Consider the following 15,178-nt stretch of genomic DNA (forward strand, 5'->3'; position numbering starts at 1 on the left):
ATGGTGTGCCGGACACCACAACGGGAGGAACCCAATGAAAAAGACTATTATTGCCGCAGGCCTTGCTTCTCTTTTGTCCACAGCAGCTATTGCTGAAGACATCGGTGTTTCGATGGCGCTTTTTGATGATAACTTTTTGACAGTTCTGCGCAACGGCATCGAAGCATCCGCTGCTGAAATGGATGGCGTTGAAGTCCAAATTGAAGATGCGCAAAACGACTTGGCCAGGCAGCTGGACCAGATCAACAATTTCATTGCATCCGGCGTCGATGCAATCATCGTTAACCCAGTTGATACGTCAGCTACACAAGCGATGACCGCCGCTGCTGAGGCCGCAGGTGTGCCTCTCGTGTTCGTTAACCGACAGCCAATCAACGTCGACAGTATGCCAGACAATCAAGCATTTGTCGCATCAAACGAGATTGAATCTGGAACACTGGAAACGTTCGAGATTTGTAAGATGTTGCGTGCCCAAGGACTTGGTGGCGGCGCGCGGGCGTATGTCATGATGGGCGAGCTGTCCAACCAGGCGGCGGTTCAGCGGACCAAAGACATCCAAGATGTACTCGGTATGGACATGTGCAGCTTTATCGAGGTGATTGATCAGCAAACCGCTAACTGGTCCCGTGAGCAGGCCAACTCCTTGATGACCAACTGGTTGTCGTCGGGCGAAGTGTTTCATGCTGTGATCGCAAATAATGACGAAATGGCACTTGGGGCCATTCAAGCCATCAAGGCAGCCGGTATCGATATGGCCGACGTGGTTGTAGGAGGTGTCGATGCTACTCAGGACGCCTTGTCTTCGATGCAAGCTGGCGAGCTTGACGTGACCGTATTTCAAAACGCCGCTGGCCAGGGGTCAGGTGCTTTGAACGCGGCCATCGCGCTCGCCAATGGCGAAGAAGTGGAGCAGAAAGTGTACATTCCGTTCGAGTTGGTGACACCGGCCAATATCGAAGGCTATCTGACTCAGAACTAAGCCGGTCAAACTTACGTGGTCGGAGCGGTGTCCCTATCGACACCGCTCCGGAAATCGAGATTGCGGCGACTGAAACTCGCCGGCGGAGGGAAAAATGGCAAATCCAAACACTCTTGGCACCGGCGGATTGGCATATGATAAGTCCAAGCGTGCCTGGCCAAACGAAGCGAACGTATTCATCGCGCTCATCCTAATTATTCTGACCTTCGAAGCGCTCGGGCAGTTACTGCCGTACATGAAGGGTCAGAGCATGTTGTTTGATTTCAACATGAACCGCGACGGAACCATTCTAAATGTCGCGCGCATCCAAATCATCATTCTGCAAGTGTCAATCATCGGAATCATTGCACTAGGGGTAACGCAAGTCATTATTTCGGGCGGAATTGACCTATCATCAGGTCCTCTCGTCGGTGCGGCAGCCATGATAGTCATGTCTTTCGGTCAGACTGAGTTGGTCAATGGCCAGCTGAACCCCAAAGCTGTTTTTGGGGATTGGGCTTTTGACCTGCCTGTTATTGTACCCATCTTTGTAGGACTGGCATTTGGCGCGCTTATCGGATGCATCAATGGCAGCTTCATAGCGTACACGCGCATTCCGCCATTTATCGCGACACTTGGCATGTTCTTGATCTGCCGAGGTATAGCGCAGTGGTGGACGAAGGGGCAACCGGTCTCATTTCCCACCGATTCATTTGCGGCCATTGGTTCTGGTATGATGCCCGTTGTGTGGTTTGCGCTGTTGGCAATTTTGCTGTTTCTGATCATGAAATTCACGGTCTACGGCAAACACACTTATGCGATTGGATCGAATGAAGATGCCGCTCGCATGTCAGGCATCAATGTCAAACGCCACAAGGTCCTCGTTTATATGATTGCCTCCATGCTGGCTGCATTTGCAGCCGTTATCCTCAGTTCAAAAAATTTGACCGCACAGGCCGGTATGGGGCAGTTCTACGAGCTTTACGCCATTGCAATGGCCGTTATTGGCGGCGTCAGTTTGACAGGCGGGCGTGGATCTATTGTCGGCACTGTTTTGGGGGCGATGGTCTTTGGAGTAATCCAGTCTGGGTTCACGTTCATTAAGCTAGACGCTTATTACCAACTGATTGCGATGGGATCGATTATCATCGGTGCGGTCGTTCTGGATCAGTATCGTCAACAACGCGCGACAGCGGGTTGAAAGGAGATATCACATGGGCGATCAATTTATTCTCGAAACGCGCGACCTGACGAAACATTACGGCGGTGTGCACGCATTAGAAGGAGCCAACTTTCAACTGCGCGCAGGCGAGCATGTCGCAATAATGGGTGACAACGGAGCAGGAAAATCAACTTTTGTACGCCAGATTACCGGTGTTGAGCAACGGACCCGTGGGGACATCATTTTTGATGGAAAACCAGTGCATTTCTCTGGCCCGCTGGACGCGCGCGAAGAAGGCATTGAGACCGTTTTTCAAACGTTGGCGCTTGCAGATGATCTGGACGTACCGGACAATCTCTTCTTAGGAAGAGAAATAACAAAATGGAATTTTCTGGGCCCATTCCGGCTTCTTGATTACCGGGCGATGCGGGAAGCAACAATTGAAGGTTTGGAAAGAACAGCTGTGAAAATTCCTAACATCCGGAACGCTATCCGAAATATGTCGGGTGGACAGCGGCAGTGTGTCGCAATCGCACGGACGGCCACTTTCCATTCGAAACTGACGATTATGGACGAACCAACGGCAGCACTTGGCGTGCAGGAAACTGCACAGGTCGAAAACATTGTGCGCACGCTTAAGGAGGCGGGTGAACCCCTCATTCTGGTCAGTCATAACATGCGTCAGGTTTTTGATCTGGTGGATAGAGTGGTGGTGTTCCGGCGCGGCCGCATTTGCGCCAATCTAGACATCAAGAATGAGAGAATCTCAGGCGAGGATGTTGTGGCTTATATAACGGGAGCCAAGACACAAGAGGGCTATGAAGACGCGGCTTAACGACTTGGCCTTTAGGCACTAGAGGCGGGCCGTCTAGATTATTTTGATTTGAGGAACCCATGAAACTTGGACTTGTAGGCTACGGTTTCGGTGGCCGGATTTTTCACGCGCCGTTCATTCAGGCCGCTGACGGCGTCGAGATCGGCGGCGTGGTGGCGCGGTCCGCCGACAAGATCGCGCAGATTGCCGTCGATCTCCCCGGTGTTCCGGTCTTTGCGAGTCTGTCCGATCTGATCGCAGATGGCAGCTTCGACGTGGTGACAATCACAACCCCGCCCGCGACACATACGCCTTTGACGCTTGAGGCTATTGAAGCCGGATTGCACGTGGTCTGCGACAAACCGTTCTCGATGAATCTTCGGGATGCCGCCCAAATGGCTGGGGCAGCGAAGCAGAAGGGCGTTTTGCTGAATGTGTTTCAGAACCGCCGGCGCGACACCGATTTGGTTACACTGGCTTCCTTGATTGATGCAGGAGAATTGGGGGATATCCAGCGCGTCCACAATCGGATGGACTTCGATCAGATAGAAACGCTAGAGCGCGGGCCAGATGGTGGTTTGTTGCGCGATCTGGGAAGTCATCTCGTGGATCAAATGCTCTGGCTGTTAGGGCCAGTTGAGTTTGTTGATGCGCAAATCAACCATCTCGAATTTTCTGAAGGCCACACGGATGCAGATTTCGTGATCCACCTGCGCCACGTTAGCGGCGCTCACAGCTATGTTTCCGCGAGCAAAGCCAATCATCTCGATGCCCGTGAACTTCGGGTTTACGGGACAAAGGGCGCTTACGTTGTCAATGGCACCGACGTGCAGGCCCGCGGGCCATTGATGGCAAACGACCCGCTACCTCCGACAATTGGGGCGAGGAGCCCCAATCGGCTTGGGGAACGCTTTATGGTGAAAGCGGCCCGCGCAGAATTCCGTCCCTTCGATCCGACTACAGCGATTACTATACTGAATTTGCCGAAGCAGTTCGGCAAGGCACAGATGGGCCGGTCCCTGCGCGCCAATCTTTACGAACCGTCGAAGTGCTCGACGCGGCGCGCATCGCCGCTGCATCAGGGCAGATTGTTCAACTTGATTCAACACTACAACAAACCGACACACCGGTAGACTGGAGACTTCTATGACCGTTCGTTTTGCAATTCTAGGCGCTGGCCGGATCGGCCAGGTGCATGCCCGCGCTGTTGCGTCGACCGAGGGCGCGTCCCTTGTCGCAATCGCCGATCCAATGGCGGCTGCGGCGCAAAAAGTGGCTGACAATTACGGTTGCGATATCCGCTCTATTGACGCGATTGCCGCAAGCGATGATGTCGATGCCGTGGCTATTTGTACGCCGACAGACACTCACGCCGACTTGATTGAGCAATTTGCCCGCGCCGGAAAGGCAGTGTTCTGCGAGAAGCCGATCGATCTTGATCTGGAGCGGGTCAAGGAATGCCTCAAGACCGTCAGCGAAGAAAATGCGACCTTGATGGTTGGCTTCAATCGTCGGTTCGACCCTGATTTTATGGCGTTGAGGAAGGCTGTTGACGACGGCAAGATCGGTGACGTCGAGATGGTCACGATTTCCAGCCGCGATCCCGGCGCACCACCTGCGGAATACATTAAGGTGTCGGGCGGTATTTTCCGCGACATGACAATTCATGATTTTGACGTGGCGAGATGGTTGCTGGGTGAAGAAATCGCAACCGTGCAAGCGGCGGCATCTGTCCTGACCGACCCCGAGATCGGTAAGCTGGGCGACTACGACAGCGTCAACGTTATCCTGACGACGGAAAGCGGAAAACAATGCACCATCACCAATTCGCGTCGTGCAACCTATGGCTACGACCAGCGGATTGAGGTTTTGGGATCCAAGGGGTCAGTCGCGGCCGAAAACATGCGCGGAACCAACATCGTGTTGGCGGACGAGAGCGGGTTCCACCAGCCGCCGTTGCTCGACTTCTTCATGACGCGCTATATCGCTGCTTATGCCAACGAGATAGCCGGATTTGTTGCAGCCGTTTCGGGCAAGACCGCAACGCCAACCACTGGCCACGACGGAATGGTGGCGCTGGCACTGGCGGATGCGGCTTTGTTGTCAGTGGCGGAGCAGCGCGTGGTGAAATTGTCGGAACTAAAGGTTTCGACATGACCAAGACCCTTGATTTAATCACGATTGGTAGAAGTTCGGTTGATCTCTATGGCGCGCAGATTGGTGGGCGCCTAGAGGACATGGGGGCGTTTGATAAATATATTGGTGGCTCACCAACGAATATCGCCTGTGGGACAGCGCGGTTGGGGTTGAAGTCTGGGGTTGTCACGGCGGTTGGTGATGAACACATGGGCCGCTTCATTAAGGAACAATTGGCGCGGGAAGGGGTGAGCACGCAGGGGGTGAAAGTTGACCCTGACCGCCTGACGGCACTGGTGTTGTTGGGCATCCGCGACAGCGAACAATTCCCGTTGATTTTCTACCGCGAGAACTGCGCCGATATGGGGCTGACGGTGGATGATGTCGACGAGGCGTTCATCACATCGGCCCGTGCAGTAGTGGCGACAGGCACACATCTGAGCAACCCGCAGGTCGAGGCGGCGACGCTGAAGGCATTAGAAATCGCGCGGACTAATGACATGCAGACCGCGCTTGATATTGATTACCGTCCAAACTTGTGGGGCGTTGCGGGCCACGGTGATGGCGAAAGCCGTTTTGTTGAAAGCGCGGAAGTTACGTCCAAGCTTCAGACCACTTTGCATTTGTTTGATTTGATCGTGGGCACCGAAGAGGAGTTCCACATAGCTGGGGGCACCACCGACACCATCGCGGCGCTACGGGCTGTCCGCGCCGTGTCAGGTGCAACTTTGGTGTGTAAGCGCGGCGCGGATGGTGCGGTGGCGTTTACGGGTGACATTCCGGAGAGCCTTGACGATGGCCAATCCGGTCCGGGCTTTCCGATTGAGGTCTTTAATGTCTTGGGCGCGGGCGACGGCTTTATGTCCGGCCTTCTCAAGGGGTGGCTGGACGGTGAGGATTGGGCAAACACGTTGAAATATGCCAATGCCTGTGGCGCCTTTGCCGTTTCGCGACACGGTTGCACGCCAGCTTATCCATCTTGGGACGAACTCCAGTTTTTCTTTGAGCGCGGCATCAAGCAACCCGATCTGCGCAACGATGTCGAACTGGAACAGGTCCACTGGGCTACGAACCGTCGGGGCACTTGGTCTTCGGTCAAAACTTTCGCGTTTGATCACCGTTTGCAGCTTGAAGAGATGGATGGGTACAGCCTGAAGAAAGCCGGTGCCTTTAAACGACTCTGCCTTGATGCGGCTCTGCAAGTGCAGAACGGGCAGCCGGGTTTCGGAATTCTATGTGACAACCGGATCGGGCGTCGCGCGCTTCATGCCGCCAGCGGATCAGGACTGTGGATTGGCAGACCGACAGAATTGCCAGGATCACGCCCGATCGAGTTTGAGCCGGAGTTGGGCGAGGATTTTGGCCAATTGCGAGAATGGCCGAGAGAGAATGTCGTGAAACTTTTGGTCTTTTGTCATCCAGATGATGACGTCGATACAAAGAAGACTCAGGAGGAGCGGGTTAAGCGCCTATTTACGGCGGCGCGGCGCAACGATTTGGAATTCCTGCTTGAGGTGATCCCATCCAAGGTTGGCCCCGTCGATGATATGACGACGCCGAAACTGATCCAGCAATTTTACGATGTCGGCGTCTATCCCGATTGGTGGAAGCTTGAACCGTTCAAGACTGACGCCGCATGGTCCAACGCGGTAGCGGCAATCGGGCGCAACGATCCGCGCACCCGCGGGATTGTGGTTCTGGGTCTTGATGCCCCCCAGAGCGAGCTTGCAGCGTCTCTTGCGCTCGCGGCGAAACAGCCGTTGGTCAAAGGGTTTGCTGTTGGCCGCACCATCTTTGGTGATGCGGCGCGTGCATGGATGAAAGATGAAATGTCGGACGCTGACGCGGTTGACCAGATGGCGGCCCGCTTCGCAGGGCTTTGCGACGTCTGGGATGCGGCGCGTGTTGATGCCCGATTGAATAGGGAAAAAGCTAATGGCTAAAACAATTCGACTGACAGCGGCGCAGGCCATGGTGAAATTTGTTGCGGCCCAGAAAACCGAAGCCGGAGAGCCTTTTATCGCCGGATGCTGGGCTATTTTTGGTCACGGGAATGTCGCCGGATTGGGCGAGGCGCTGTACCACGCGCAAGACGACTTGCCGACGTGGCGCGGGCACAATGAACAGACAATGGCACACTCAGCGATCGCCTATGCCAAACAATTAGGCCGCAAGCGGGCAATGATGGTCAGCTCTTCCATCGGGCCGGGAGCCACCAATATGGTCACCGCCGCCGCTTTGGCCCACGTGAATCGCCTACCAGTTCTTTTGGTGCCGGGAGATGTGTTTGCCAATCGCGGTCCTGATCCGGTTCTGCAGCAAGTCGAGGATTTCAACGACGGCACGGTAAGCGCAAACGACGTGTTCAAACCTGTCAGTCGTTATTTTGACCGCATCACACGGCCCGAACAATTGTTGACGGCATTGCCGCGTGCCTTTCGCACAATGACCGATCCTGCGGATTGTGGTCCAGTGACATTGGCATTCTGTCAGGATGTGCAGGCAGAGGCCTTCGACTATCCCGAAAGCTTTTTTGCGCCCAAGGTCTGGGTCGCGCGCCGGATGCGTCCGGACGTTGATGAATTGGCCGCGATGGCGGATGCAATCAGGGCCGCCAAGCGTCCGATCATCGTTGCGGGTGGCGGGGTGCACTATTCGGGCGCAACGGAGGCCTTGCGCAGCTTTGCCGAGGCACACAATATTCCCATTGCTGAAACGCAGGCAGGGAAATCCGCGCTTCCATGGGACCATCCTCTCAATCTGGGGCCGATCGGGGTGACGGGGGGGGCGCCAGCGAATGCGGTGTGCGCCGAGGCTGATTTGGTGTTCGGCGTCGGCACACGGTTTCAGGATTTCACCACTGGGTCATGGGGATTGTTCGCCAATCCCGTTCGCCGGATCGCCTGTCTGAACGTGGCGGCCTATGATGCGGCCAAGCATGACGCTTTGCCGCTTTTGGCGGACGCAAGGGCGGGGCTTGGCGAATTGTCTGCCGCTCTGGGAAAACATCGATCGACGGCTGGGATTGACGGCCTGACATCCGACTGGTTTGACAAGGTTGATCCCTTGACCACCGCGCCGGATGGCAATGCGCTTCCTACCGACATGCAGGTCGTGGGTGCGGTGCAACGCGCGGCAACTGACGACACGGTTGTGATGTGCGCAGCGGGCACGATGCCCGGTGAGCTCCATAAGTTGTGGAAATCCAGCCGCCCGATGTCTTATCACATGGAATACGGTTTCAGCTGTATGGGCTATGAGATTGCGGGCGCTATGGGCATCAAGATGGCGCAACCAGACCGCGATGTGATCTGCTTCACTGGCGACGGCACCTATATGATGGCGAATTCAGAAATGGCGACAGCGGCGATGATGGGCATTTCGTTTACTGTCGTGGTGACGGACAATCGCGGCTATGGTTGTATCAACAGGCTGCAAATAGGCACAGGTGGGGCAGAGTTTAACAACCTGCTAGACCATTCAGTGCACTCACAGCCCTCTGCCATCGACTTTGCGGCCCATGCGGCCTCAATGGGGGCGACGAGCGTTAAGGTTACCTCCATTGCCGATCTGGAACTGGCTTTGTCAAAGCGGGGCGATGTGGCGGGACCATATGTTGTGGTGATTGACACCGATCCGTATCCCTCGACCGAACACGGCGGCACATGGTGGGACGTTGCTGTGCCACAGGTATCCAAGCGCGATAAAATAAACGCAGCACGATCCGCATATGAAATTAATAAAACAAAGCAAAGGACAGACTGATGGCTGTCAAAATTGGCATTTCCCTAATCGCTTGGCAGAACGATGACCTGCCGGACTTGACCGCCGGATTCACGACCGAGGGCGCAATGGAGGACGCAGGGCGCATCGGCTATCAGGGTGTCGAACGCGGCCGCCGGATGCCAGCCGATACGGATGGGCTGCGCAGCTATCTCGACCGTTACGGCGTGTCGCTGTGTGGGGGGTGGTGTTCAGGCAGCCTGATGACGGCCTCGCTCGAGGATGAGAAAGCCGACGTGCTTCAACAAGTAGAACAATTCGTGGCACTTGATGCGCCTTGCATCGTTTACGCTGAATGTTCGAACAGCGTGCAGGGCGACCTTTCTATGCCCGTTCGTAATCGCCCGAAGTTAAGCCGTGACGACGTGAAATCCTACGCATCAAAGCTGACGGAACTAGCCAAATGGATGTCGGACAAGGGGATGACGCTGTCATATCACCACCATATGGGCAGCATGATTGAGGACTCCGAAGACATAGATTGGCTCATGGAGGGGTCGGGCCCCGAAGTGACGCTGCTATATGATACAGGCCATTTGCTATTTGCGGGGGCCGACCCGCTGGCGGTACTCGATCGATGGGGTGATCGCGTGCACCATGTCCATTTCAAAGACGTGCGTCCCGACAAGATGGCATGGGTTCGCGCAGAAAACCGCAGCTTTCTAGATGGCGTGCGGGCAGGGGTTTACTCAGTACCAGGCGATCCCGAAGGCTGCATTGATTTTCAGGCAATAACAGATCGGCTTAAGGCGATGGACTATGGCGGCTGGATCGTGGTCGAGGCTGAGCAAGATCCGGCGCTGGCTCCGCCGTATGAGTATTCAAAGTTGGGCTATGATCATATCGTCGACATTTGTGGCCGCTCTGGCCTGACACTCGAAAACTGAAGGGAACGTCATGGCTGATTTGCTAAAAAAACCGTTTGGAACCCGCGGCAAGGTGCATCAAATCACACCCGAAAGCGCAGGCTGGCGATATGTCGGTTTCTCGCTTTATCGCCTGAAAGCCGGGGACAAAGCGGCAGAAGTGACCGGCGACCTTGAAGTCATCCTTGTTATGGTCGAAGGCAAGGCGGCCATCACCGGTGGTGGTCAGGATTGGGGCGTTTTGGGCGACCGCATGAACGTGTTCGAAAAGACGCCGCCGCATTGCCTATATCTGCCGAATGGCACGGATTGGGCGGCCAAGGCTGAAACCGATTGTGTCATTGGAGTCTGCACGGCACCGGGCATTGGCGGGCATAAAGCACGGCGCATCGGGCCCGACGGCATCACCTTGACAGAGCGCGGCACAGGAACCAACACACGCCACATCAACAATATAGCGATGGAAAACGAGGATTACTGTGACAGTTTGTTGGTGACCGAGGTGTTCACACCGGCGGGCCATTGGTCGTCCTATCCAAGCCACCGACACGATGAAGACGATTACCCCCGCATCACTTACCTTGAGGAAACCTATTACCACCGCCTGAACCCTGCGTCAGGCTTTGGTATCCAAAGGGTCTATACCGACGACGGGCAGTTGGACGAAACAATGGCGGTGTCTGATGGCGACGTCGTTTGCGTGCCGCGCGGTCATCATCCCTGTGGCGCCCCCTACGGGTTCGAGATGTATTACCTCAATGTCATGGCTGGGCCGCTCCGAAAGTGGCGTTTCGTTGCGGCTCCCGAGGTTGAATGGATCATGGAACGCGACGCCTAGAAGGATTCCGGCACATACAACTGAGGTGTCAGGAAGTGCTGGCCCGGGCTGGAAGTTTGTCCGCTAAGCTGCGACTCAATCATCAACTGAACCACATTTTCGCACAGTTCTTGCAGCGGTGTGGCAATAACCATTGTGGCATAGCGATCTACAAGGGCTTTTCGGCTGTCATCTGTCAGCTCATTTACGACGAGCGCCACCTTACCGGACGGCCGCTTTTCGCGCAAAGCGGCGATCGCGCCTTCCATCCCGCCGCCGGCGACGTAGATGCCACGCAGATCTGGTTGGCGGTCCAGGAGATCTAGCGTTGCTTCATAGGTGACCTGGCGGGTTTCGAGATTGACCACCGTGTCGATCATTGAGAAATCCGGCGCGTATTCGCGGATGTAACTCTGGAATCCCGTCTCGCGCATCAGATGTCCGTGCCACCGGTTGCCGCCCACAAATACAGCCAACTTACCGGGAGTGCGTGCGTGCGTTGTTAGCATCCATGCCGCAGTGCGTCCGACTTTGACGTTGTCCAGCCCAAGGTAGTTCTGTCGGATGTTTTGGGCAAAGTCGTTCAACAGCGCAAAGACAGGCGTGCCTGAGCGGCCAAGGTCGCTTACCAGTTCGGATAGGGACGGGTGGTTGATTGCCGATGTCGCAATCGCATCCGTCTGCTGCGCAACGACTTCTATTTCTTTTGCGAAGTCGTCTGGCGCTTGCGACGCTGCGAAGCGAATGACTGCCCGGCCACGGATGTCGGTCCGGCTATTGACAGCATCTTGCAGGGCTGCTGCGAAATTACGGTAAAACTCTTGCGATCCTTTATGAAGTACGAATCCAAAACGGATCAGAGGGCGACTGGCCTCGTCGCGTCGTGCGGATAACACGCGGGTCGGGTAGCCGATACGCTCGGCCGCGTCCAAAACACGATCGAGTGTTTCCTGGCGCACGTTGGAGCGCCCGTTAAGCGTACGATCCACCGTCGCAACGCCGACGCCTGCGGCATACGCAAGATCTTTAAGGGTCGGGCGCTTCGTCATGGGTGTCCTTGATTGAATCACATCACTTGTTGGCGTTCTGATGATGTATTTTGATGTACAATCATGCTCACCACAAGACGAGAAATGCCGCAGTCTGATACTCATAGGTTAGATTGCTGATAACGAGATATGACGATGCAAAAACGTGATTATTCGCTGCTGGGACCGGATGCGCAGCGCGCAGTTGAGACAGGATTGGCAGCTGCCAACTGGTATCATACGGACATCGCGCGCAAAGACATGAAGGCGCTGATGAAGCGCGAGGATCAGCCTGCGATCCGAGACACGGTGATCTTGTTCAGCACCATGACGATCTTTGTTGTTTTGGGTGTAGCGCTTTGGCCATCTTGGTGGTCGGCGCCGTTCTGGCTCGCCTATGGTGTTCTATATGGATCAGCGATGGACAGTCGCTGGCACGAATGCGGGCATGGTACACCATTCCGCACTGCGAAATATAATGACTGGGTCTACCAAATCGCGTCATTCTGCATGGTTCGCAATCCGGTGACGTGGCGTTGGGGTCATGCGCGCCACCATACCGATACCGTAATCGTCGGTCGCGACCCCGAGATCGTCGCGATGCGGCCACCTGCGCTGTTTCGCATTCTTCTGAACTTCTTTGGTATTCTGGATGCGTTCCAAGGCTGGAAAACGATGGTCCAGAATGCATTTGGCCACCTTGATCCCGAAGCCGCAAGTTACATCCCGCAAAGCGAGCAGCCCAAGGTGTTTCGCACAGCGCGGATCTGGGTTGCGGTCTATGCGGTTGTCCTGCTTCTTGCGGTGGCGACGCAATCTATTCTACCGCTCATGATCATCGGATTGCCGCGCCTTTACGGGGCCTGGCATCACGTTATGACCGGCATTTTGCAGCACGCCGGTCTTGCAGATAACGTCATCGACCACCGCCTGAACAGCCGCACGGTCTACATGAACCCGATCAGCCGGTTCATCTACTGGAACATGAACTACCACGTGGAACACCATATGTTTCCAATGGTTCCCTATCATCGGCTGCCCGAATTGCATGCGGCGATCAAACATGACCTGCCGGCGCCGAATCCGTCAATTTTACAAGCCTACAAAGAGGTTTGGCCAATCCTGAAGCGGCAACTGACTTATCATGATGAATTTCTGATGCGCAGCCTCCCCGGGGGAGCGCAGCCATACCGCAACGATTTGCATCAAAGCGCACTTGGAGAAACGACTCCAACAGCGACTCCGGCAGAATAAGGAATAGATAAATGGCAAACTGGATTGACGCCTGCGCGGCAGACGACATCGACGAAGAAGACGTGATCCGTTTTGATCACGATGGGCGCACCTTTGCGGTTTATCGCTCGCCCGATGACAATTATTTCTGCACCGACGGACTTTGCACTCATGAACAGGTGCATCTGGCAGATGGTCTTGTGATGGATCACACCATTGAATGCCCTAAACACAACGGTCAGTTTGACTATCGTACGGGCGAGGCAACACGCACACCTGTCTGTGTGAACCTTGGGGTCTATCCGGTCAAGGTTGAGGGCGGTCGCGTCCTGATCGACATTTGAATGTCGGGCATTGTTATCATTGGGGCAGGGGAGTGCGGTGTGCGTGCGGCCTTTGCTGCCCGTGCCGAAGGCTTTGACGGTGAAGTTACGCTGGTTGGCGACGAATGCGGCATGCCCTACGAACGCCCACCGCTTTCCAAACCCGACGCGAATGGTGCAACCCTTAAACCGATATGCACCGCAGAGATGTTGGCTGCGAAAAACATTATGCTGTTAGATGGAGTTGCGGCAAAGCATATTAATAGGGAAGCGTCATGTGTACGCCTGTCCACCGGTGAGGATTTGAAGTATTCGCGGCTGCTTTTGGCGACAGGTGCTAGCCCGCGCAGGTTGACATGCGAAGGCGGCGAACACGCGGTGACGCTGCGGACCATTGAAGACGCGAACCGGATTTACAGTGCAGCTGTGAAAGGGACGCGCACGGTAATAATAGGGGCTGGTCTTATAGGGCTGGAACTCGCCGCCGAACTGGTTGGACGTGGTAACAAAATTACAGTTCTCGAAGCCGGGCCTGTGCCGCTTGGCCGCAATGTTCCACAGCCTCTCGCACAACGTATAGTCGAGCGCCATCTAGCCGAGGGCGTGGATATCGTTTGTAACGTCGAGGTCGCGCGCATTTCCAGTCGTGCTGTCGAATTGGTGGGCGGTCAGTTGATTGCCGCAGATCTGGTTGTTGCGGCCATTGGTGTTGTTCCAAATACGGATCTCGCACAGGCCGCTGGTTTGTATATCGGTAACGGGATCGCCGTTGATGAGGCATTGCGCACCATTGACACCAACATTTTTGCCGCTGGAGATTGCGCAAGTGTGAACTTCTCGGGGCTTGGGCTTCAAAGATTTGAAACTTGGCAGAATGCTCAGTTCCAAGGTGAGATCGCGGGTCGGAACTTGGCAGGTGCGTCCGGTGTTTTCCGACCTCCAGTCTGGTTTTGGTCCGATCAATACGACCTTGGTTTGCAGGGTGTCGGTCAAACCATTGGAAAAGCTACTGCGCAACGCACGCTTTCGGATGATGCAAAGATCCTGTTTTACCTGAATGATGCCGGACAATTGGTTGGCGCGGCTGGCTTGGGTGTCGGTAACGCGGTCGCCAAAGACATCAAGCTGGCGCAGAAGCTGATTGAAGCCAAAGTGGCGGTCGCGGCTGCAAGCCTTGAAGATCCAACAACAAATTTAAAGAAATTGCTCAAACCCGCTCCGGCGAACTGAGCTTAAGGAGAACGACATGGATCTTTATCACAAGCGGCCAACAGTGGCGGATATTCGAGCGCTTAAGGGCAAGCGTCAACTGACGATGTTATACGTAGAAACGCCCGATGAGGCCGCGGCGGCGGCGGCGGCGGGGATTGATATGTTGTCGATTATTGATCCCGCTTGGACCGAAGAAATGCGCAAGGCGGCGGGAAACTGTTTTGTGCAGGTCGGGCTGCTTTACGGTCAACTCGTAACGCTTGAAGATTACCAACGTGCCGCGCACCGCGCGATGCAAGTGGGCGGCGATTGCGTCTATTGTGCATCGTCCATGGGCACGATCAAAGCGCTCGCTGATGATGGAATTCCGGTTGTAAGCCATGTTGGTCTGATCCCGTCCAAGTCAACATGGACCGGCGGCTTTAAAGCCGTGGGAAAAACCGCTGAGAGCGCAATGCAGGTTTTGGACCACGTCAGACAACTCGAAGACATCGGCTGTTTCGGCGTGGAACTGGAAGTCGTTCCTGATCGCGTCGCGCTTGAAATATCGAAACGCACAAACCTTGTTTTACTCGGCATGGGGGCTGGCCCGCATGCTGACGCGCAATACCTATTCGCCGAAGACGTATTGGGGTGCACTACGGGCCATAAGCCGCGCCACGCAAAGACGTACCGCAATTTTGCAAGCGAATTCGACCGCCTGCAGCAAGAACGCATTGCCGCGTTCCGCGAGTTCAAGGCCGATGTCGATGGGGCTGCCTATCCAGCAGCAGACCATTCCGTAAAAATCAGCGATGACGAGCTAGAAAAATTCATCGCCCGATTGAATGATACCGCGACCTGAAT

The 15,178-nt window shown here is 55.3% G+C and carries 14 protein-coding genes; 13 read left to right on the forward strand and 1 reads right to left on the reverse strand.

All coding sequences use genetic code 11. From position 1 onward, the window contains the following. Positions 1-34: 34 nt before the first annotated feature. The 9 genes from BCF46_RS11760 (at position 35) to iolB (ending at position 10,557) form a co-directional block, all read left to right on the forward strand. The gene (locus tag BCF46_RS11760; RefSeq protein WP_121024397.1) at positions 35-979 is read left to right on the forward strand and encodes a sugar ABC transporter substrate-binding protein; all 945 of its coding nucleotides are present in this window, start codon (positions 35-37) and stop codon (positions 977-979) included. Positions 980-1,073: 94 nt separating this feature from the next. Further along, positions 1,074-2,159, forward strand: a complete 1,086-nt coding sequence (locus BCF46_RS11765; protein WP_121024399.1) for an ABC transporter permease — start codon at positions 1,074-1,076, stop codon at positions 2,157-2,159. A gap of 13 nt (positions 2,160-2,172) precedes the next feature. Beyond that, positions 2,173-2,955 (forward strand): ATP-binding cassette domain-containing protein, encoded by a 783-nt coding sequence (locus BCF46_RS11770; protein WP_121024401.1) that lies wholly within the window; start codon positions 2,173-2,175, stop codon positions 2,953-2,955. 59 nt (positions 2,956-3,014) lie between these two features. Then, on the forward strand, positions 3,015-4,067 hold the full coding sequence (locus tag BCF46_RS11775; RefSeq protein WP_211332805.1) for a Gfo/Idh/MocA family protein: 1,053 nt from the start codon (positions 3,015-3,017) through the stop codon (positions 4,065-4,067). A gap of 13 nt (positions 4,068-4,080) precedes the next feature. Further along, a complete protein-coding gene (gene iolG, locus BCF46_RS11780; protein WP_121024402.1) occupies positions 4,081-5,091 on the forward strand; it encodes an inositol 2-dehydrogenase in 1,011 nt (336 codons plus the stop codon). Continuing rightward, on the forward strand, positions 5,088-7,013 hold the full coding sequence (locus BCF46_RS11785) for a bifunctional 5-dehydro-2-deoxygluconokinase/5-dehydro-2-deoxyphosphogluconate aldolase (RefSeq protein ID WP_121024404.1): 1,926 nt from the start codon (positions 5,088-5,090) through the stop codon (positions 7,011-7,013). The genes iolG and BCF46_RS11785 overlap by 4 nt, the downstream gene beginning before the upstream one ends. After that, entirely contained in the window at positions 7,006-8,835 is a 1,830-nt protein-coding gene (gene iolD, locus BCF46_RS11790) for a 3D-(3,5/4)-trihydroxycyclohexane-1,2-dione acylhydrolase (decyclizing) (RefSeq protein ID WP_121024406.1), read from the forward strand. Before BCF46_RS11785 ends, iolD begins: the two co-directional genes overlap by 8 nt. Continuing rightward, on the forward strand, positions 8,835-9,740 hold the full coding sequence (iolE, locus tag BCF46_RS11795) for a myo-inosose-2 dehydratase (protein WP_121024408.1): 906 nt from the start codon (positions 8,835-8,837) through the stop codon (positions 9,738-9,740). The genes iolD and iolE overlap by 1 nt, the downstream gene beginning before the upstream one ends. 10 nt (positions 9,741-9,750) lie before the next feature. Continuing rightward, a complete protein-coding gene (gene iolB / locus BCF46_RS11800; protein ID WP_121024409.1) occupies positions 9,751-10,557 on the forward strand; it encodes a 5-deoxy-glucuronate isomerase in 807 nt (268 codons plus the stop codon). Here the strand turns inward: iolB and BCF46_RS11805 are convergent. Continuing rightward, the gene (locus BCF46_RS11805; protein ID WP_121024411.1) at positions 10,554-11,585 is read right to left on the reverse strand and encodes a LacI family DNA-binding transcriptional regulator; all 1,032 of its coding nucleotides are present in this window, start codon (positions 11,583-11,585) and stop codon (positions 10,554-10,556) included. The genes iolB and BCF46_RS11805 overlap by 4 nt on opposite strands. Before the next feature lie 135 nt (positions 11,586-11,720). On the opposite strand from BCF46_RS11805, the gene BCF46_RS11810 reads away from it, so the two are divergent. From BCF46_RS11810 to BCF46_RS11825, 4 genes are read left to right on the forward strand one after another with little or no spacing between them, the layout of a single operon-like run. Then, positions 11,721-12,818 (forward strand): fatty acid desaturase family protein, encoded by a 1,098-nt coding sequence (locus BCF46_RS11810; RefSeq protein ID WP_245990037.1) that lies wholly within the window; start codon positions 11,721-11,723, stop codon positions 12,816-12,818. Between the two features lie 11 nt (positions 12,819-12,829). Beyond that, entirely contained in the window at positions 12,830-13,141 is a 312-nt protein-coding gene (locus BCF46_RS11815) for a MocE family 2Fe-2S type ferredoxin (RefSeq protein ID WP_121024415.1), read from the forward strand. After that, the gene (locus BCF46_RS11820) at positions 13,142-14,350 is read left to right on the forward strand and encodes an NAD(P)/FAD-dependent oxidoreductase (protein ID WP_121024417.1); all 1,209 of its coding nucleotides are present in this window, start codon (positions 13,142-13,144) and stop codon (positions 14,348-14,350) included. 16 nt (positions 14,351-14,366) lie between these two features. After that, entirely contained in the window at positions 14,367-15,176 is an 810-nt protein-coding gene (locus BCF46_RS11825) for a 3-methyl-2-oxobutanoate hydroxymethyltransferase (RefSeq protein WP_121024419.1), read from the forward strand. The last annotated feature ends 2 nt before the right edge of the window (positions 15,177-15,178 follow it).

Source organism: Litoreibacter meonggei (genome assembly GCF_003663885.1).
GTDB classification, from domain to species: domain Bacteria; phylum Pseudomonadota; class Alphaproteobacteria; order Rhodobacterales; family Rhodobacteraceae; genus Litoreibacter; species Litoreibacter meonggei.

What these genes read in the sequence shown, in the direction of transcription:
- BCF46_RS11760 (WP_121024397.1), top strand. Translation starts at nt 35, where the DNA reads ATGAAAAAGACTATTATTGCCGCAGGCCTTGCTTCTCTTTTGTCCACA.
- BCF46_RS11765 (WP_121024399.1), top strand. Translation starts at nt 1,074, where the DNA reads ATGGCAAATCCAAACACTCTTGGCACCGGCGGATTGGCATATGATAAG.
- BCF46_RS11770 (WP_121024401.1), top strand. Translation starts at nt 2,173, where the DNA reads ATGGGCGATCAATTTATTCTCGAAACGCGCGACCTGACGAAACATTAC.
- BCF46_RS11775 (WP_211332805.1), top strand. Translation starts at nt 3,015, where the DNA reads ATGAAACTTGGACTTGTAGGCTACGGTTTCGGTGGCCGGATTTTTCAC.
- iolG (WP_121024402.1), top strand. Translation starts at nt 4,081, where the DNA reads ATGACCGTTCGTTTTGCAATTCTAGGCGCTGGCCGGATCGGCCAGGTG.
- BCF46_RS11785 (WP_121024404.1), top strand. Translation starts at nt 5,088, where the DNA reads ATGACCAAGACCCTTGATTTAATCACGATTGGTAGAAGTTCGGTTGAT.
- iolD (WP_121024406.1), top strand. Translation starts at nt 7,006, where the DNA reads ATGGCTAAAACAATTCGACTGACAGCGGCGCAGGCCATGGTGAAATTT.
- iolE (WP_121024408.1), top strand. Translation starts at nt 8,835, where the DNA reads ATGGCTGTCAAAATTGGCATTTCCCTAATCGCTTGGCAGAACGATGAC.
- iolB (WP_121024409.1), top strand. Translation starts at nt 9,751, where the DNA reads ATGGCTGATTTGCTAAAAAAACCGTTTGGAACCCGCGGCAAGGTGCAT.
- BCF46_RS11805 (WP_121024411.1), bottom strand. Translation starts at nt 11,585, where the DNA reads ATGACGAAGCGCCCGACCCTTAAAGATCTTGCGTATGCCGCAGGCGTC.
- BCF46_RS11810 (WP_245990037.1), top strand. Translation starts at nt 11,721, where the DNA reads ATGCAAAAACGTGATTATTCGCTGCTGGGACCGGATGCGCAGCGCGCA.
- BCF46_RS11815 (WP_121024415.1), top strand. Translation starts at nt 12,830, where the DNA reads ATGGCAAACTGGATTGACGCCTGCGCGGCAGACGACATCGACGAAGAA.
- BCF46_RS11820 (WP_121024417.1), top strand. Translation starts at nt 13,142, where the DNA reads ATGTCGGGCATTGTTATCATTGGGGCAGGGGAGTGCGGTGTGCGTGCG.
- BCF46_RS11825 (WP_121024419.1), top strand. Translation starts at nt 14,367, where the DNA reads ATGGATCTTTATCACAAGCGGCCAACAGTGGCGGATATTCGAGCGCTT.